General features: G+C 35.6%; 17 protein-coding genes and 3 riboswitches. Of the genes, 13 read left to right on the forward strand and 4 right to left on the reverse strand.

Annotated features, from left to right (window positions below; translation table 11 throughout):
* Positions 1-32 precede the first annotated feature (32 nt).
* Positions 33-2,222, reverse strand: a complete 2,190-nt coding sequence (locus tag AAIE21_RS21575; RefSeq protein ID WP_343268666.1) for a DNA topoisomerase III — start codon at positions 2,220-2,222, stop codon at positions 33-35.
* A gap of 515 nt (positions 2,223-2,737) precedes the next feature.
* On the opposite strand from AAIE21_RS21575, the gene AAIE21_RS21580 reads away from it, so the two are divergent.
* From AAIE21_RS21580 to ilvA, 7 genes are all read left to right on the forward strand, one after another.
* Positions 2,738-3,691 carry an ABC transporter permease gene (locus tag AAIE21_RS21580; RefSeq protein ID WP_343268758.1) on the forward strand — a complete coding sequence of 318 codons (954 nt, stop codon included), beginning with the start codon at positions 2,738-2,740 and terminating at the stop codon, positions 3,689-3,691.
* Positions 3,692-3,713: 22 nt separating this feature from the next.
* The gene (locus AAIE21_RS21585; RefSeq protein WP_481858703.1) at positions 3,714-4,652 is read left to right on the forward strand and encodes an iron chelate uptake ABC transporter family permease subunit; all 939 of its coding nucleotides are present in this window, start codon (positions 3,714-3,716) and stop codon (positions 4,650-4,652) included.
* Entirely contained in the window at positions 4,646-5,404 is a 759-nt protein-coding gene (locus tag AAIE21_RS21590; protein WP_343268668.1) for an iron ABC transporter ATP-binding protein, read from the forward strand. The genes AAIE21_RS21585 and AAIE21_RS21590 overlap by 7 nt, the downstream gene beginning before the upstream one ends.
* Positions 5,405-5,477: 73 nt before the next feature.
* On the forward strand, positions 5,478-6,419 hold the full coding sequence (locus tag AAIE21_RS21595; protein ID WP_343268669.1) for a siderophore ABC transporter substrate-binding protein: 942 nt from the start codon (positions 5,478-5,480) through the stop codon (positions 6,417-6,419).
* Positions 6,420-6,722: 303 nt separating this feature from the next.
* Positions 6,723-6,833: riboswitch (TPP riboswitch) on the forward strand.
* 70 nt (positions 6,834-6,903) lie between these two features.
* A complete protein-coding gene (gene thiM / locus AAIE21_RS21600; RefSeq protein WP_343268670.1) occupies positions 6,904-7,713 on the forward strand; it encodes a hydroxyethylthiazole kinase in 810 nt (269 codons plus the stop codon).
* A 15-nt stretch (positions 7,714-7,728) separates the two neighbouring features.
* A complete protein-coding gene (thiE, locus tag AAIE21_RS21605; RefSeq protein WP_343268671.1) occupies positions 7,729-8,376 on the forward strand; it encodes a thiamine phosphate synthase in 648 nt (215 codons plus the stop codon).
* A gap of 153 nt (positions 8,377-8,529) precedes the next feature.
* Complete coding sequence (ilvA, locus tag AAIE21_RS21610; RefSeq protein ID WP_343268672.1) at positions 8,530-9,738, forward strand: threonine ammonia-lyase; 1,209 nt, start codon at positions 8,530-8,532, stop codon at positions 9,736-9,738.
* Positions 9,739-9,810: 72 nt separating this feature from the next.
* On the opposite strand, the gene AAIE21_RS21615 is transcribed toward ilvA, so the two are convergent.
* Together AAIE21_RS21615 and AAIE21_RS21620 are read right to left on the reverse strand one after the other, a co-directional pair.
* Positions 9,811-11,124 (reverse strand): anaerobic C4-dicarboxylate transporter family protein, encoded by a 1,314-nt coding sequence (locus AAIE21_RS21615; RefSeq protein WP_343268673.1) that lies wholly within the window; start codon positions 11,122-11,124, stop codon positions 9,811-9,813.
* Positions 11,125-11,398: 274 nt separating this feature from the next.
* On the reverse strand, positions 11,399-11,773 hold the full coding sequence (locus tag AAIE21_RS21620) for a cytochrome-c oxidase (RefSeq protein ID WP_343268674.1): 375 nt from the start codon (positions 11,771-11,773) through the stop codon (positions 11,399-11,401).
* Between the two features lie 131 nt (positions 11,774-11,904).
* Positions 11,905-12,006: riboswitch (TPP riboswitch) on the forward strand.
* Positions 12,007-12,109: 103 nt separating this feature from the next.
* Here AAIE21_RS21620 and AAIE21_RS21625 point away from each other — a divergent pair.
* From AAIE21_RS21625 to AAIE21_RS21645, 5 genes are all read left to right on the forward strand, one after another.
* On the forward strand, positions 12,110-12,430 hold the full coding sequence (locus AAIE21_RS21625) for an MTH1187 family thiamine-binding protein (RefSeq protein WP_343268675.1): 321 nt from the start codon (positions 12,110-12,112) through the stop codon (positions 12,428-12,430).
* On the forward strand, positions 12,402-13,178 hold the full coding sequence (locus tag AAIE21_RS21630; protein ID WP_343268676.1) for an ABC transporter permease: 777 nt from the start codon (positions 12,402-12,404) through the stop codon (positions 13,176-13,178). Before AAIE21_RS21625 ends, AAIE21_RS21630 begins: the two co-directional genes overlap by 29 nt.
* The gene (locus AAIE21_RS21635; protein ID WP_343268677.1) at positions 13,175-14,173 is read left to right on the forward strand and encodes an ABC transporter substrate-binding protein; all 999 of its coding nucleotides are present in this window, start codon (positions 13,175-13,177) and stop codon (positions 14,171-14,173) included. Before AAIE21_RS21630 ends, AAIE21_RS21635 begins: the two co-directional genes overlap by 4 nt.
* Positions 14,170-14,919 (forward strand): ABC transporter ATP-binding protein, encoded by a 750-nt coding sequence (locus tag AAIE21_RS21640; RefSeq protein ID WP_343268678.1) that lies wholly within the window; start codon positions 14,170-14,172, stop codon positions 14,917-14,919. Before AAIE21_RS21635 ends, AAIE21_RS21640 begins: the two co-directional genes overlap by 4 nt.
* Positions 14,920-15,334: 415 nt before the next feature.
* Complete coding sequence (locus AAIE21_RS21645) at positions 15,335-16,879, forward strand: ABC-F family ATP-binding cassette domain-containing protein (RefSeq protein WP_343268679.1); 1,545 nt, start codon at positions 15,335-15,337, stop codon at positions 16,877-16,879.
* Between the two features lie 258 nt (positions 16,880-17,137).
* On the opposite strand, the gene AAIE21_RS21650 is transcribed toward AAIE21_RS21645, so the two are convergent.
* On the reverse strand, positions 17,138-17,455 hold the full coding sequence (locus AAIE21_RS21650; protein ID WP_343268680.1) for a hypothetical protein: 318 nt from the start codon (positions 17,453-17,455) through the stop codon (positions 17,138-17,140).
* A 206-nt stretch (positions 17,456-17,661) separates the two neighbouring features.
* Positions 17,662-17,775: riboswitch (SAM riboswitch) on the forward strand.
* An 87-nt stretch (positions 17,776-17,862) separates the two neighbouring features.
* On the opposite strand from AAIE21_RS21650, the gene AAIE21_RS21655 reads away from it, so the two are divergent.
* A complete protein-coding gene (locus tag AAIE21_RS21655) occupies positions 17,863-18,675 on the forward strand; it encodes a MetQ/NlpA family ABC transporter substrate-binding protein (protein ID WP_343268681.1) in 813 nt (270 codons plus the stop codon).
* The last annotated feature ends 8 nt before the right edge of the window (positions 18,676-18,683 follow it).

An 18,683-nucleotide genomic window follows, 5' to 3' on the forward strand; every position in this document is an offset into this window, starting at 1 on the left:
GTTCCTACTGAAAACAGTAGGAACCTTTTTGTTTAATCAAATTTTAATTTCTTTAACGCTTCTGCTAGTGCATTATTTAATGGCTCTTCTTCTTTTTGCTGTTGTTTCATATATTTTTGAACGTCGCGTTTATCAGCTTTATTACCAGACTCTTTCTTGCGACGCTCTTGGAATGTAGAAAGTTTTTCGCGATAGCCACATTTACATGCGAAGATTTGGCCAGTTCCTTCACCGCGAAGTTCTAGTTTTTTCTTACACTGAGGGCAGCGTGCATTTGTAGTACGAGATACATTTTTACGATGACCGCATTCGCGATCTTGGCATACGAGCATTTTGCCTTTTTTGCCGTTCACTTCTAGCATCGGTTTGCCACAGTCTGGACACGTTTTCGTTGAAATATTGTCGTGTTTATATTTTTTATTGCTCGATTTAATTTCGGAAACAATTTCTTTCGTATAGTTTTTCATCTCGGAAATGAAAATTTCTTTTTTTAATTTACCTTTTGCGATAGCCTCAAGTTTTTGTTCCCATTCACCAGTTAGTGTAGGAGATTTTAGTTCTTCTGGTACTAAATCAAGTAACTGACGACCTTTTGAGGTAATGTGAATATCTTTACCACGTTTTTCAATTAAGAATGAATTAAATAGTTTGTCGATAATGTCAGCCCGCGTAGCTACAGTACCTAATCCACCAGTTGATTTTAACGTATCAGCAAGTTGTTTGTTTTGCGTATCCATGTATTTTGTAGGATTTTCCATTGCTGAAAGTAATGTTGCTTCATTAAAACGTGCAGGTGGTTTTGTTTGACCTGATGTTTGGACAATTAGTTTTACGCTTAATGTATCGCCTTTTTCGATGCGAGGTAAGATTTGTTCTTTTAAATCATCTGCTGCATCGTCATCTTCAAAGCGATTTTCGTATACTTCTTTCCAGCCGGAATTCAGAATTGTTTTGCCGCGTGCGACGAATTTTTCATCACTAATTTTTGTGCGTAACGTTAGTTGCTCATATTCAAAAGCTGGGAATAAAACTGCTAAGAAACGCTTTACCACTAAATCATAAATTTTGCGTTCTTTATCTGAGAAAGCTGAGAAATTCACATAGCTTTCCGTTGGAATGATTGCATGATGATCACTTACTTTACTATCATCAACAAATGACTTACTCGATTTTATTGGTTTATTTAAAATTTTATGAGCTAAAGGACGATATTCTCCTACTCCGCACGCCTTCAGACGCTCTGGCAGTGTTCCGACGATATCAGATGAGATATAGCGCGAATCTGTACGAGGGTAAGTGAGTACTTTATGCTGCTCATACAGTTTTTGCATAATATTTAACGTTTCTTTTGCAGAATAACCAAAGATTTTATTCGCATCACGTTGTAGCTCTGTTAAGTCATAAAGACCAGGAGCAAATGATTTTTTTACCTTTTTATCGATTTCCACCACAGTTGCATTTTGTTTATCCAGTTTTGTCACAATGGTATCAATTTTTGCTTTATCAAAACTGCGACCATTTCCTCTAACATCTTGCCAAGTCAATTTTAACTTTTCTGTTGTTTGAGCTTCAATGCCGTAGTATGTTTGCGCTTTGAAGTTTTTAATTTCGTCCTCACGCCCTGCAATGATAGCTACAGTAGGTGTTTGTACACGACCGCAGTTTAGTTGTGCATTGAACCGAGTAGTTAATGCACGTGTCGCATTCAGACCGATATACCAGTCAGCTTCTGAACGTGCGACAGCTGAAGCGTATAAATTGTCATACGCTTTACCTGGCTTTAAGTTTGCAAATCCGTCTTTGATTGCTTTATCGGTAACAGATGAGATCCATAGACGTTTAATCGGTTTATGAACTTTAACTTTATCGATAATCCAACGAGCGACTAATTCTCCCTCGCGCCCTGCGTCTGTAGCTACAATTACTTCATTTACATCTTTTCTAATCAGCTGACTTTTAACAGCATTAAACTGTTTTCCAGTTTGCTTAATCACTGTTAATTTCAAACGTTCAGGTAGCATTGGTAGATCTTCTAAATTCCACTTTTTATATTTCACATCATAACTTTCTGGATCTGCTAATGTAACGAGATGCCCTAAAGCCCAAGTAACGATATATTTATTACCTTCAAGATAACCATTTCCTTTTTTATCACACTTCAATACACGTGCAATATCACGTGCAACAGAAGGTTTTTCAGCAATTACAACACTCTTTGCCATATTTAAAACATCCTTTCAAATTTCCGTAAGTTAAATATAGCATACATCCTTCTTAGATTCAGTTATGCCGAAGATTCTAACCTTTTGTTATCAATTAAATACGCTACATTTTTAAGTAGAAGATGTGAAAGTATCAAAATGCGCTGTTGTGACATATATGAAACAGTAAAACCGAGATGATGAACCGTGAAATCAAGCTTGAGTAGAAGCTGTAATGAATTTAAAGTTTAGTTTAAAAGAATAAACTAAACGAGTTTTCCAATACAAATAAAAAAATGATATAAATAATAATGGTATTCGTTGACATTGTAAATGAAATTCATTATCATTAAAAGAGGTTATCTGATTATTGTCAAAATGTCAGATTAAAAGAATAAATTGTATTTTTAATTGATAAAGAGAATCATTTTCTTTTTATTATTCTATAAATAGACAAAGGGGGATAAAATGATAGGGTTATAATCTGTTTGAATCAGGTGATAGCGACAGAACATAATCTGCACCATGAAGAAATTATGAAAAAAAGATATTTGTTTATCATGCTTATTATTTTATCGATTGCGTCTATTTTTATCGGTGTAAAAGATGTGAATCTATCAGATATTCTGCATTGGGATCAAGAAAAAATGCAAATCGTGTTTATCAGTAGATTACCGCGTCTCATCAGTATTATTGTTGCTGGTGTTAGCTTAAGTATAAGTGGTTTAATTATGCAGCAATTAAGTAGAAATAAATTTGTATCTCCGACAACTGCGGGGACGATGGATAGCGCAAAGTTAGGTGTTTTAGTTTCATTGTTGCTATTCACGTCAGCCAGTCCACTTGAAAAAATGATCGTTGCTTTTGTCTTTGCATTAGCTGGTACATTTTTATTTATGCAAATTTTAAAACGAATTAAGTTTAAGGATACAATTTTCATTCCACTTGTTGGGATTATGTTTGGGAATATTATCAGTTCCATTACAACATTCTTTGCTTATAAGTATGACTTGATTCAAAATATCAATTCTTGGCTACAAGGCGATTTTTCAATGATTATGAAGGGAAGATATGAGATTTTATATTTAAGTATTCCGCTTGTTATCATTGCATTTTTATATGCAAATCGCTTTACTGTTGCTGGAATGGGAGAAGATTTTGCAGCGAATTTAGGGATGAATTACAACCGTGTGCTAAATATCGGTCTCATTATCGTTGCTTTAATTGCGGCATTGGTTGTCTTAACTGTCGGAATGATTCCATTTTTAGGACTTATTATTCCGAATATTGTTTCGATTTACCGTGGGGATAATTTGAAAAATAGTTTACCTCATACCGCCTTACTTGGAGCAGTTTTCGTACTAGCTTGCGATATACTTGGTCGCATCGTGATTTATCCGTATGAGATTTCTATCGGTCTTACAGTCGGGGTAATCGGAAGCGGGATCTTCCTTTATTTATTGATGAGGAGAAACGCATATGCAGCATAGAAAACAAATCGGTCATAAAAAAATGTTGGCAGTACTTGCCATTATATCAGTTGTAGCCATTGGGATCTTTTTATTTATTAACTTAAATATGAATACATTAGATTATGCATTGCCAAGAAGGGCTAAGAAATTGTTGGCAATGGTTATAACGGGCGGAGCAATTGCGTTTTCGTCTATGATCTTCCAAACAATTAGTAATAACCGTATTTTAACACCAAGTGTTATCGGGTTAGATTCACTTTATATGTTTATTCAAACATTTGTTGTGTTTATGTTTGGATCGCAGCATATCGCAATGATGAATACAAATGTTAACTTCCTTATATCGATAAGCTTAATGATTGTTTTCGCATTGTTTCTTTATAAATTCCTCTTTAAGAGGGAAGGAAGCAATATTTACTTCTTACTGCTAATAGGGTTAATATTTGGGACTTTCTTTCAAAGTTTATCTTCATTTATGCAAGTACTCATTGATCCGAATGAGTTTCAAATTGTACAAGGTAAGATGTTTGCAAGTGTAAATAATGTGAAAACAGAGTTGCTTGTAACATCAATTATTGGGATTGTCCTCGTCCTTGCATATGTATATAAGGAATTAAAGCTGTTAGATGTATTATCGCTTGGAAGAGAAGAAGCAATTAATTTAGGAGTCGATTACGACAAGGTTGTGAAGAAGTTTTTAATTGTAATTGCGATTCTCGTTTCCATTTCTACAGCGCTAGTTGGTCCAATTACATTTTTAGGATTACTTGTAGTCAACGTTGCGCGCGAATGTTTACGTACATACGAGCACAAATATTTAATAACAGGCTCTATCTTTATTAGTATTATCGCTTTAGTAGGTGGACAGTTAATTGTTGAAAGAGTGTTTGATTTTAATACGACTTTAAGTGTTATTGTCAATTTCGTCGGTGGCGTGTACTTCATTTATCTTCTATTAAAGGAGAGCAAGACATGGTAGAAGTAAGAAATGTATCAAAACAATATGGAAATAAAAATGTTGTTGAAGATGTCTCTATTAAAATAGCAAAAGGGAAAATCACATCGTTTATTGGACCGAATGGGGCTGGGAAAAGTACAGTTCTATCTATGATGAGTAGGCTTTTGAAAAAAGATGCTGGTGAAATCCATATAGAGGATAAAGAAATTGGCGAATGGGATAGTAATGAACTTGCCAAGAAAATCTCTATTCTAAAACAAACAAATCATATCAATTTACGACTTACAATTCGAGAGTTAGTGAGTTTTGGCAGATTTCCTTATTCACAAGGCAATTTATCAAAAGAAGATTGGAATCATATTGAAGAAGCAATCTGTTACATGGAGCTTGAAGATATTCAATATAAATATTTAGATCAGCTCAGTGGTGGGCAACGACAAAGAGCATATATTGCGATGGTCATTGCTCAAAATACAGAATATATTTTGCTAGATGAGCCGCTTAATAATTTAGATATGAAGCATTCTGTCCAAATTATGAAAGTACTAAGGCGTTTAGTTGAAGAGCTTGGCAAAACAATTGTTATTGTCATTCATGATATTAACTTTGCTTCTTGTTACTCTGATCGCATCGTTGCTTTGAAAGATGGAAAAGTAATGAAAGAAGGAGCAACAAATGAAATTATTGATCCGGTTGTTTTGAAAGATATTTATGATATGGATATTCATATTGAAGAAATAGCCGGCAATAATATATGTATTTATTTTTCATAGTGGAAGTTATTTTGATAGTAATCACTTACTATCGACTTAAAATAATTTTAAAAAATCTATAGAGGTGAATGTAATGAAGAAATTAGCAATGTTATTATTAACTTTCATGCTTGCTGTTGTAGCTGTAGCATGTAGCAATAATGCTTCTTCTGATAAAAAGACAGAAGCAAGTGAAAGTAAAGAAATTACGATTAAGCACAAATTAGGAGAAACGAAAGTTAAAACAAACCCGAAAAAAGTTGTCGTATTTGACTTTGGTTCTTTAGATACGTTAGATAAATTAGGCGTTGAAGTAACAGGTGTACCACAAAAAAATACACCAGCATATCTTTCTAAATATAAAGATAAAAAATATACAAACGTTGGTGGACTAAAAGAGCCAGATTTCGAAAAAATTAACGAAATTGGACCAGACTTAATTATTATTTCTGGAAGACAATCTGATTCATACAAAGAATTCGAAAAGATCGCTCCAACAATTTATGTAGAACAAGACACAAAAGATTACATGAAATCATTTAAAGAAAACACAGAAATGTTAGCAAGCATCTTTGGTAAAGAAGAAAAAGCGAAAAAAGAAATTGCAGCAGTTGAAAAAGATATAAAAGCATTAAATGAAAAAGCTACGAAGAGTGATAAAAAAGGTTTAATTATTTTAGCAAATGACGGCCAAGTAAGTGCATATGGTCCAAATTCTCGCTTCGGTATTATTCATGATGTATTTGGTGTAGCTCCTGTAGATACAGAACTTAAAGCAGATACACATGGTAATAAAGTTTCATTTGAATATATTTTAGAGAAAAATCCGGATTACTTATTTGTAGTAGATAGAGGTGCTGTTGTAGGCGGTAAATCTTCTGCGGAACAAGTTGTAAAAAATGAAATTGTTAGCAAAACAAATGCTGCGAAAAATGGCAATGTAATCTACTTAGATGCAAACTACTGGTACCTATCTGGTGGCGGACTTGAGTCTATTTCTGAAATGGTGAAAGAAGTATCTAAAGCCTTAAAATAATAGCATGAAAAACAGTGGTAGGATTGTATCCCTATCACTGTTTTTATATATAAATAGGGATGGAAAGACCGAAATAAAACCATTCTCTTTAGGTGGTAGAGAGAATCCGCCGGTGGATAGAAGCGGTCAGTTCCTTTTTTAGCCCCATGCCGTGTGAAAACAGAAGGAGAAAATGAGTGGAAGTCTCTTTTTATTTTTCATAGCCGCAATTTATATGTTGGAAAATCAAATTGGATTTATATATGATAGAGTAACGAACTTGTTATTTTACTAGAATAAGAGTAGACTTTGAAGTAGATGAATAAGAAAACACATGGGAGTTTGCGGATGCGAACTGAGAGTACGGCTAAACCGCCCGTTGACCATTTGAACCTGTTGGATAATGCCAGCGTAGGGAGAGTGTAAAAGCACATGTTCAGGCACTTTGCATACGCAAAGTGTCTTTTTTGTGTATCTCCCATTATAAAATTAGGAGATGAAGAGAATGAATATAAAAGAAATCGCAAAAATAGTGGAAACAGTAAGAGAGACGAATCCACTTGTGCATAATATTACAAATGTCGTTGTAACAAACTTTACAGCCAATGGTTTACTTGCATTGGGAGCTTCACCAGTTATGTCATATGCAAAAGAAGAAGTGGGAGAAATGGCTAGCATTGCAGGGGCGCTCGTTCTAAATATGGGGACACTTCGTCCTGAGGAAGTAGAGTCAATGCTCATTGCTGGTAAATCTGCAAATGCACATCATGTACCAGTGTTATTTGACCCGGTTGGTGCAGGGGCAACTTCTTACCGAACCGAAGTTGCGAGACATATTCCAAGTGAAGTGAAATTAGCGGTGATTCGCGGGAATGCAGCAGAAATTGCCAATGTGATTAATGAGAAATGGGAGATTAAAGGTGTTGACGCTGGCGCTGGAAATGGTGATGTTGTAGGAATTGCAAAACAAGCAGCAGATGAATTAGATACAGTTGCGGTGATTACTGGAAAAGAAGATGTTGTTACAGATGGTGAGAGAACCTTTACTGTTCGTAACGGTCATCCAATTTTAACGAAAGTTACAGGAACAGGTTGTTTGTTAACTTCTGTAATAGGAGCATTTGCAGCGATTGAAAAAGATTATGTGAAAGCGGCAGTTGCGGCATTAACATTTTATGGTGTAGCCGCGGAAATAGCTGCAAGTAAAACAGTAGAACAAGGACCAGGCAGTTTCCAAATTGAATTTCTGAATCAGTTAGCAAACACTACTAAAGAAGATATTGAACAATATGGAAGTATCAAAGAGATGCAGTAAGAAGGGGTGAGAGAAATGGCACATATTGATAAACAACAAATGTCCAAATTATTGCAAGTGTATTTTATTATGGGAAGTAATAACTGTAAGCAGGATCCGTTACAAGTAATGAAAGAAGCGTTAGATGGCGGAGTGACGCTTTTCCAATTTCGTGAAAAAGGTGAAGGTGCTTTAACTAGCGAAGAACGAGTGCGTTTTGCAAAGCAGCTACAGGTACTTTGTAAGGAATACGGTGTACCTTTCATAGTGAATGATGATGTAGAACTAGCAATTGAGTTAGATGCAGATGGTGTTCATGTCGGACAAGATGATGAAGGAATTACATCAGTTCGTGAAAAAATGGGAGATAAAATTGTCGGAGTATCTGCCCATACGGTAGAGGAAGCTCGTTTTGCAATTGCAAATGGGGCGGATTATTTAGGAGTAGGACCTATTTTTCCAACGAGCACGAAAAAAGATACAAAAGCAGTACAAGGAACGAAAGGCCTGCGTCATTTTAGAGAAGCGGGGATTACAGTCCCGATTGTTGGAATTGGAGGAATTACAGCTGAAAATGCTGCCTCGGTTATAGAAGCGGGAGCGGATGGAGTTTCCGTTATCTCTGCGATAAGTTTAGCAGAATCACCATATGAAAGTACGAAAAAAATGGCTGGTCTTTATTGACAGCCATTTTTTTTGGAGGATATGCCATATATCGTTGAAGTTCCGATATATAGAAAAACGCCGATTATAGAAATGGTTCTTTTTTACAGAATAAAATAAACTATGCCGCTCAAACTAGGATATATGAATACATCTTGTTTCGGAGGGTACAACATGATTTCATTACAGGATATTGTAGCTGCTCATGAGAAAATGAAAGGCATTGTCCATGTGACACCGCTAGATTATTCGAGCACATTTAGTGAACTATCACATAATGAAGTGTATTTAAAGCTCGAAAATTTACAAAAGACCGGTTCTTTTAAAGTGCGTGGTTCTTATAATAAGATGGTTTCTCTTGATAAAGGTGAATTAGAAAATGGAGTTGTTGCAGCATCTGCTGGAAATCATGCACAAGGTGTCGCCTATTCTAGTAATATGCTCGATATTCCCTGTACGATTGTGATGCCAAAAGGTGCACCACTCAGTAAAGTACTTGCGACTAAGCGATATGGTGCACATGTAGAGTTGCAAGGTGATGTATTTGATGATGCATTAGCTTATGCGCTAGATTTGAAAGAACAAACAGGAGCGAAATTTGTACATCCATTTGATGATGATGCTGTAATCTCTGGTCAAGGGACGGTTGGGTTAGAAATATTGCAGCAGCTTGATGACGTCGAAGCTGTTATTTGTCCTATTGGTGGTGGTGGTTTAATTGCAGGTGTTGCAATGGCGATTAAAGAACAAAAACCGTCGGTGAAAGTATATGGTGTACAAGCGCTTGCTTGTCCGGGGATGAAGCAATCCTTAGAGGAAAAGAAAGTGATTACTGTGGAATCTTCACCAACTATGGCAGATGGAATTGCGGTAAAAAGGCCGGGAGAACTTACATTTCAGCTTGTAGAGCGGTATGTAGATGACATTTTTTGTGTGGATGAGATGGAAATTGCGAGAACGATGTTAATGCTACTGGAACGAAATAAATTATTAGTAGAAGGCTCAGGTGCTAGTTCATTAGCCGCTTTACTCTATCAAAAAATTCCTGTGAAAGAGAAAAAAGTTGTGTCGATTTTAAGTGGTGGAAATGTTGATGTTAACTTTATTACTCGTATTATTGAACATGGGATGGTTGAAGCGGGCCGATTTGTTCATATTGCAACAATGATTAAAGATAAACCAGGACATTTGCAACACTTACTCGAAATTGTAAAAAGTTTTGAAGCAAATGTATTACATATTCATTTAGAGCGGATTGGAACAAAAGTATTTCCAGGATATGCACAGCTCCATTTGTCATTAGAGACGAAAGATAAAAATCATATTGAAGAAGTATTAAGTGGGATAGAAAAGAAAGGATATAATGTAGAGATCGTTGAATGAACAATGTAAACAAACGTTTGATGAAATGAAAAAGCACAAACTTTATTTAGAAAAAGTTTGTGCTTTTGTATGTTAAAACATAATTGAAATGAGTAGCATCCCAATTCCAATCGAAGCAAACGTTGCGACAAGACCGGGAATCATGAAGCTATGATTTAGTACATATTTACCTATACGTGTTGTTCCTGTACGGTCAAAGTTAATTGCGGCAACGATTGTTCCATAATTTGGAATGAAGAAATATCCGTTTACGGCAGGGAACATTGCAATGAGTAGTGCTGGTGAAATACCAAGTGATAATCCGAGTGGCATTAAAGCACGTACTGTTGCTGCTTGGCTATACAGTAAAATAGATAGGATAAATAATGCAATAGCGAATAACCATGGTGCGCTTGTTACTAAATGTTGAATTGATCCTTGAATCATATTTAAGTTTCCATTAAAGAATGTGTCTCCCATCCAAGCGATACCGAAGATTGCAACAACAGCTGTAGCGCCGGCTTTAAAGACATTTCCAGATACAATGCTTTCTACATTTGGTTTACAGAAGATAATAATAAGAGCAGCAATGGTAAGCATGATCATTTCGATTGTGTTTGGCATAGAAAGACGAACTAATTTTCCGTCTATCATCCATCCTGGACGAAGTGTTTCGAATGAACCAAGAAGAACAACAAGAACAGTTGCGAATAAGAAAAGAATAACAGATAATTTGGCACCTTTCGCGCCGATAAATTCTTTCTTTTCTTCAAGTTTAGGAATCATACCTTCTTTTAAACGCTTTAAGTATTCTGGATCTTCATTTAACTCTTTGCCCATTTTACTTGCAACGAAAGCTGCTAACATACAAGCAATAAAAGTAGAAGGAATACTCACTTTTAAAATATCTAGTAATGTAATTTTATAATCAGCTAGCATCGCTAATAGAGCCACAGTTGCAGCTGAGATAGGGCTTGCTGTAATTGCTTGTTGTGAAGCGATTACGGCAATTGACATTGGACGTTCCGGTCTAATTCCTGATTCGCGTGATACTTCTGCAATAACAGGAAGTACAGAATAGGCAACGTGACCTGTTCCTGCACACAATGTGAATAAATATGTTACAATCGGTGCGAAGAATGTGATGCGCTTTGGATTTTTACGAAGAGCTTTTTCTGCAAGGTGGACAAGGTAATCCATTCCGCCCGCTGCTTGCAGGGCACCAGCAGCTGTAATTACTGCTAAAATCATCAGCATAACGTCAATAGGAGGAGCGGTAGGTTGTAAGTGGAAGACAAATACGAGAATTGCCATACCAACTCCACCCATTACTCCTAGGCCAACTCCGCCAAGGCGTGCACCGATAAAAATGCAGAGTAGTAAGGTGATAAATTGTAGCCAAAACATGATAAAATACCTCCAAAATCCATACGGTAAGATATTTTTGAATAATTTAATTTGAATGAAAATTATTAAATTAAACAAATGAAAACCTGTTAAATCAACCTTTTTTATTATATAACACATAAAAAGTAACATTCACTATATTTCGTGAAATTATTTCGAAAAAATAATCATTTTACTTTAATATAAAAATAATAAATATATATAGCAAATGTCTTTTATAAGAAAAAAGCAGAAACGAATTCATCCGTTTCTGCTTTTTTCTTATAAAAGAGACTTATTTTAGAGTTTCTTTAATTTGTGTGAAAATATTAATAGCAAAAATGATAATAGCAAGAACAACAAGAATACTTCCACCAGCAACAAAAGGTATAGCTGCATGATGGCCATAAATCTCAAGAGCGAGTGCAATCATCATAATCGGTAGTCCGATATTTAAGAGCCAAAAATGTAATTTACCAAGTTTTGAGGTACCAGCTTCTTTGAAAATATAATATAAAATACCTGCCAACATCATAGACGTCCAACCTAGCAATAAAACATGCACATGAACTGCGGTCAATTTATAATTAGCGGAAATTGACATGAATAATCCCATACAAACACCGATGACAAAATAAATAGAAGAAATTTGAATGAAACGAATTCCCATTTTTACCCCCCTTAATATACTTGTATTTTTGCTATGATAAAATATATGACCAATAGATTGTAAGCAGTATCATATTATAAAAAAATGTAGATTTGTTTGTTTGAAAAAATAAATCATGCTACAATGAAAGCGAATTAAGACCGGGGAGCCATTTGGCTGAGAGGATGTAAGAAAGCATCGACCCTCAACCTGATCTGGATAATGCCAGCGTAGGGAGTTACTTAAAGTGATGTAAGCACATGTTATTGTATAATAACTTGCATACAAGGCTTTCCTGCGTATTTTGCAGGAAAGCCTTTTCTTTTTTACACAACATTTTGCAAGGGGGATTTTAGTATGTCACAACAAGTTACCATTTCATTTTCAGTCGTACCACAAGCAAAAACGAAAGATGTGTATGCCGTTGTTGATAAGGCAATTGAAGTCGTACAACAATCTGGTGTTCGCTATGAAGTAGGTGCAATGGAGACAACACTTGAAGGAGAATTAGATGTGCTTCTTGATGTTATTAAGCGTGCACAACAAGCTTGTGTCGATGCTGGGGCAGAAGAAGTTATTACTTCTATTAAAATTCATTATCGTCCAAGTACTGGTGTAACGATTAATGAGAAAGTTTGGAAGTACCGTGATGAATATGAAAAACCAGAAACGATCTAACATAACAATTACAACAATTTGGCTTATCCTTCTCATTGCTATATGGGAAGGATCTGTTTCATTATTTCGAATTGAACCGTGGATCTTACCAAAACCTTCTGCAATCGTTCAAGAGTTAATTGGAATGAAAGATTTATTGTTACCAAATACAATGCAAACACTGCAAGAAGTTGTAATTGGTTTGTTTTTTGCGATTTTACTTGGAACAAGTATTGCAATTATTATGGATGTTATTCCGCTATTTCGCATTTTGATTAACCCGTTACTCGTAATATCACAAACGATTCCGATTGTTGTGTTAGCACCTTTATTTATTATTTGGTTTGGATATGGGATGCTTCCAAAGGTGATGGTCGTTATTCTTGTTTGTTTCTTTCCAATTGCTCTCAGTATTTTAGAAGGTTTTCAAACAGTAGATAAAAACATGCTTAAGTTATTACAAACAATGCGCGCAACCAAATGGCAAATCTACCAAAAGGTAAAATTTCCAGCAGTGCTCCCATACTTTTTCTCTGGGCTGAAAATTGCCGTTACATATAGCGTGATGGGAGCGATTATTGGAGAATGGCTTGGTGCGAGCGAAGGATTAGGCGTCATGCTTACGCGTGCGACGAAATCCTTTTTAACAGCTCGTGTATTTGGAATCGCAGCAATTATCGTAATGGTGACATTACTCTTGTATTTTATCGTAGAATTTATGGCAAGACTAACAGCACCATGGATATACAGAAAGGACGATAAAAAATGAAAAAAGGCTTCAAAGTTATGCTAGCTGCAATACTTGCAGCTAGTGTTGTTGGCTGTAATGCAGCGAAAAAAGAAGAGAGCGTAGATAAACAAAAGAAAGTAAAAGTTGTTTTAGACTGGTTTCCAAATACAAACCATACTGGTTTATACGTAGCAAAGACGAAAGATTACTATAAAAAGCAAGGGTTAGATGTAGAAATCATTCAGCCAGGTGATAACGTATCAGCAGAGCAAATGATTGCATCAGGAAAAGCGGATTTCGGTGTAAGTTATCAAGAAAACGTAACATCAGCTCGTGTTGAAGGAATCCCGGTAGTTTCAATTGGAGCAATTATTCAACATAATACATCTGCCTTTGCATCGCTGAAAAAAGACAATATTACTTCTCCAAAAGATTTTGAAGGTAAGCGCTACGGCGGTTGGGGTGCACCAGCAGAAGAAGCGACGCTAAAAACAATTATGGATAAACATCAAGCTGATTTTAGTAAAGTAGAAAAGATTGTTCTTGGACAAACAGACTTCTTTAAATCGATTGGACGCGATGCAGATTTTGAATGGATTTATTATGGTTGGGACGGTATCGAAGCAAAACGCCAAGGAAAAGAATTAAATACAATTATGGTAAAAGATTTAGATCCGGCATTAGATTTTTATAGCCCGGTCATTATTACAAGTGAAAAACATACGAAAAATGATAAAGACTTTGTGAAAAAATTCATGAATGCAACAACAGAAGGATATAATTTTGCAATTAAAGAGCCAAAAGAAGCGGCTGATATTTTAATTGAAAATGTACCAGATATTAATAAAGAGCTAGTACAAGAGAGCCAAAAGTGGCTAAGTACGAAGTATCAAGATGATGCGAAAGCATGGGGAGTACAGAAGGAAGAAATTTGGACGAATTACATGAATTTCTTGCATGATAACAAAGTTATTAAAAAGAAAATCGATGTAAAAGATGCATTTACAAATGAATTCCTTCCAAGTGAAAAATGAACGGATTACAAATAAAAGATGTTGTGAAAGCATTTGATGGGAAAAATGTACTAGAAAAAATTAGTGCTTCTATACAAGAAGGTGAGTTTGTTTCATTTGTAGGTCCGAGTGGTTGTGGGAAAAGCACTTTATTAAATCTGATTGCAAGTGTTGAAGAGGCGAATAGTGGTGAGGTAATCTACAACGATACCCTTGTTCAAAAACAAGATATTGTAAGTTACATGCCGCAGCAAGACCTGTTGCTGCCATGGCGCTCCGCATTGCAAAATATTGTCCTCCCGCTAGAAATTGATGGGAAAGCAAAGAAAGAGCGACTTGCAGAAGGAATGGAAGCATTGAGGCAGTTTGGTTTAGCAGAATACGCAAATCATTATCCAGACGCATTATCTGGGGGCATGCGCCAGCGTATCAGTTTCCTACGTACCTATTTATGCGAAAAGCCGATTATGTTACTTGATGAACCATTTGGTAAGCTAGATGCCTTTACAAAAATGGAAGTGCATCGTTGGCTTTTAGATTCATGGCATCAAGAGCAGCAAACGATTGTGATGGTAACGCATGATTTGGATGAAGCAATTCTATTATCTGATCGTGTATTCATTATGTCACAAAGGCCAGCTACGATTGTAGGCGAAGTGAATGTTAACTTACCACGTCCGCGCACGATGGATATGTTGACATCCCTTGAGTTAAAAGAAGACAAAGCGGAGATTTTAGGAATATTGGCTCCTTATATGCGAAAGTAGTAAAATCCTCTTAACAGTTTTTAGTATAATGACTGTTAAGAGGATTTTTGGTTTGAAAGAAATTTTTAAAGAAAAAGAGGAACAAACAGATTGATAATGAATAAAATATAAGAGCATGGTACATGCTTATTATAGGATGATAATGATTTATAAAGGAGTGAAAGGATAAGATGACTTTATCAACTGTTCTTCAAATGGTTTTAGCTTGATATGGGAGAAGTCTGCCCATTTTTAAAGTTTAAGCCAAATTGAAGACAGCAGGTAAAGAGCCTTAATCCTTTTTTACAATAATGAATTGTAATGGGTAAGGTGTGTTCACCTTACCCATTTTTCATGTATACACAATTAAATAAGATCTTTATTTTGCTGTTCTCTCTATTTGGCTTGTTAGTTATAAAAAAAGGAGAGAACAAAAATGAGTATATTAACAGTAGAAAATCTTACGCATACCTATGGAGATAAAACCATTTTATATAATGCTTGTTTTCGATTATTACAAGGTGAGCATGCTGGGCTTATTGGAAGCAATGGTGCAGGGAAGTCAACGTTGCTTCGTCTTTTAACAGGAGAAGTTTTGCCTGACGGAGGGACAATTGAATGGTTTCCACATGTGAAGGTGGGTTTTTTAGAACAACATATTGATTTACAAGAAGGAACCACAATTGAGGAATATTTGCAAAGTGCATTTTCTTATCTGTATATGATTGAACGTAAAATGATGGCTATTGCTGAAAAGATGGCAATGGAAACAGATGTGGAGAAATTATTAGTGCAATATGGAAAATTACAAAATGTACTAGAAGGTTCAGACTTTTATCAAGTTCATACAAAAATAGAAGAAATAGCAGCTGGTTTAGGGTTATTAGATTTAGGAATGAAAAAAGATGTTTCAAAATTAAGTGGTGGCCAGCGTACAAAATTATTACTTGGGAAGCTTCTTTTAGAGAAGCCACACATTTTATTGCTGGATGAGCCAACAAATTATTTAGATACGGTTCATATCGATTGGCTAAGGGCGTATTTACAAACGTATGAGCATGCTTATATTGTCGTTTCACATGATGAATCGTTTTTAAACCATATTACGAATGTTATTTATCATTTAGAGGGACAGACGATTAAGCGCTATACGGGGAATTATGAAAGGTTTTTAGAAAGCTATCAATTGCAGAAGGATCAATTACAAGTAGCCTATACAAGGCAGCAAAAGGAAATTGCAAATTTAGAGAGTTTTATTCAAAAAAATAAGATTCGAAAAGCAAAGCAGGCAAAAAGCCGCGAAAAGGTATTGGAGAAAATGAAAAAGCTAGGAAAACCTAACGATGCACAAAGGCCGCGTTTTCATTTTAAAGTTCACACTGAGCCTGTAAGCCGTATATTACAAGCACAGCAGATTCAAATCGGTTATGAGGAACCATTATTAGTTACAGATCTTAATTTACAAGTAAAAAGAGGCGAAAAGATTGCAATTGTTGGTCATAACGGAATTGGAAAAACAACAATGTTAAAAACATTACTGGGGCAATTAAAACCATTAAGTGGAACAGTAAGTATCGGAGAACGAGTACACCCTGCATATTTTGCTCAAGAAGAATTTGCGGAAGAAATTACGCCACTTGAGCAAGTCTGGTCAGGACGCCCGGATATGACGCAAAAAGAAATTCGACAATCTTTAGCAAGATGTGGTTTAAAGGAAGAACATATACGCCAGCCTCTTTGCTGTTTAAGTGGAGGAGAACAAACAAAAGTACGGTTATGCGAACTTATGTTAATGCGGAGTAATATTTTGATTTTAGATGAGCCAACGAATCATTTAGATGTGTATGCGAAAGAAGCGTTAGGAGAAGCGTTGCAAAATTATCAAGGAACAGTTTTACTCGTTTCTCACGAGCCTTCTTTTTATGAGTCTTGGGTGACACGCGTTTGGAATCTAGAGGAAATGAATGTTACGAAAAGGTAAGAGGGAAATTTATTTTGGAGCGTAACTATATAAATACGCATTGAAAGACTAAGATAAACCATTCCTTTTAGGTGGGAGAGAGCATCTGTTCATGGATAGAAGTGGTCAGTGTCTTTTTTAGCCACATGCCATGTGAAAACAGAAGGAGAAAATGAGAGGAGAACTTCTTTTGTTTTCATAACCACGACTTAGATGGCGGAAATTTAAAATGGATATAAGTATGAACGCAGCTACGTTTCGTAGCTGCGTTCATTGTCTTTACTGATTTATTTGTAAACGTTCTTGAATGAACAATAGCAACTTAACAATGCTGTCTTCCCTATAAATATCAAATTTTTGTCGATGAAATTCACCATGTTCATGATAAAAAATAAGTTCGCCTTTCCCAGCAACTTCATTTATCAGCATATGAAAACTGAGTGGTGTTGCTACAATTGAGCCGTTATCATCTCTTAACAGAATTTGACAAAGCGTTTTTTGCTGTTCAACCTCATATAAAAAATCGTAATGAAAGGATTGAGCTAGTTTTTCTATTTGAGATAGGAGTAGGGTTTGTATAGCATGTGTTTCGTGCATAAAATGTAACCTCTTTTCTTGTATGCGCTGTTATCTAGTATAGTAATAATGAGTATACTTTGTACATAATTATTGCTCGTTATTTCTAGAGAGTGTCAAAATAAGTTGAACAATAATGCGCAGTATATTCAGAAAAATGTTATTGACAAAATTTTTTGTAAGATTTACTATTAGTACCATAACTTTTGCAAAATTTAATACGAATACTCTTATCCAGAGTGGCGGAGGGACTGGCCCTATGATGCCCAGCAACCGAGCTTATGAACCATAAGCTAAGGTGCTAATTCCTGCAAAACGATTTTCGTTTTGGAAGATAAGAGAGGAGCTTATTTTTGTCTATTTGACACCTCTCTTATTTGAGAGGTGTTTTTTGTTTAAGAACAGATATATATGAGGGGGAATTGTATATGAAAAAGTTATTGTTAAGTATTGTAAGTGGAACGGTATTATTATTAGGCGCATGTAGTGCTGATTCAGAAAAGGAAGCAAAAGCACTAGATGAGAAAAAAGTTAAAGTAGGTGTGACCGGTGGACCGCATGAACAAATTTTTGAAAAAGTAAAAGAAGTAGCGGCAAAAGATGGATTACAAGTTGATTTACAGGTATTTAATGATTATGTAGCGCCCAATGTATCGTTAGATGAAAACAGCATTGACGTGAATAGCTATCAAACGAAATCCTATTTAGATGTATTTAAAGCGGAGCGCAATATGAAATTGACAGAAGTATTTTCAACAGTAACGTTTCCAATGGGGATATATTCTAAAAATTTGAAGGATGTAAAAGAGTTAAAAGATGGAGATGCCATTGCTGTACCAAATGACCCAACGAATGAACTTCGAGCGTTAAAATTATTTGAAAAAGCAGGCGTTTTAAAAGTTGATCCAAAAGCAACAGAGAAAGCAACTGCAAAAGATGTCATTGAGAATCCGAAGAATTTAAAAATTATTGAGTTAGAGGCATCACAATTACCAACGCAATTAGGGGAAGTGAAAGCCGCTGCGATTAATACAAACTTTGCATTAGGTGCAAAACTAAGTCCAGCTAAAGATTCTATTTTCCGTGAAGGGAAAGATTCACCATATGTGAACTGGGTAGTTGTTCGTACGGAAAATAAGGATGACGAAGTTGTAAAAAAATTAAAGAAAGCGTATCAGTCTAAAGAAGTAAAAGAGTTTATCGAGAAAAAATTCGATGGTTCTGTTTTGCCGTCTTGGTAGGAGCTGAT

Source organism: Paenibacillus sp. 102 (assembly GCF_039549175.1).
Classification (GTDB): Bacteria; Bacillota; Bacilli; order Bacillales; family Bacillaceae_G; genus Bacillus_A.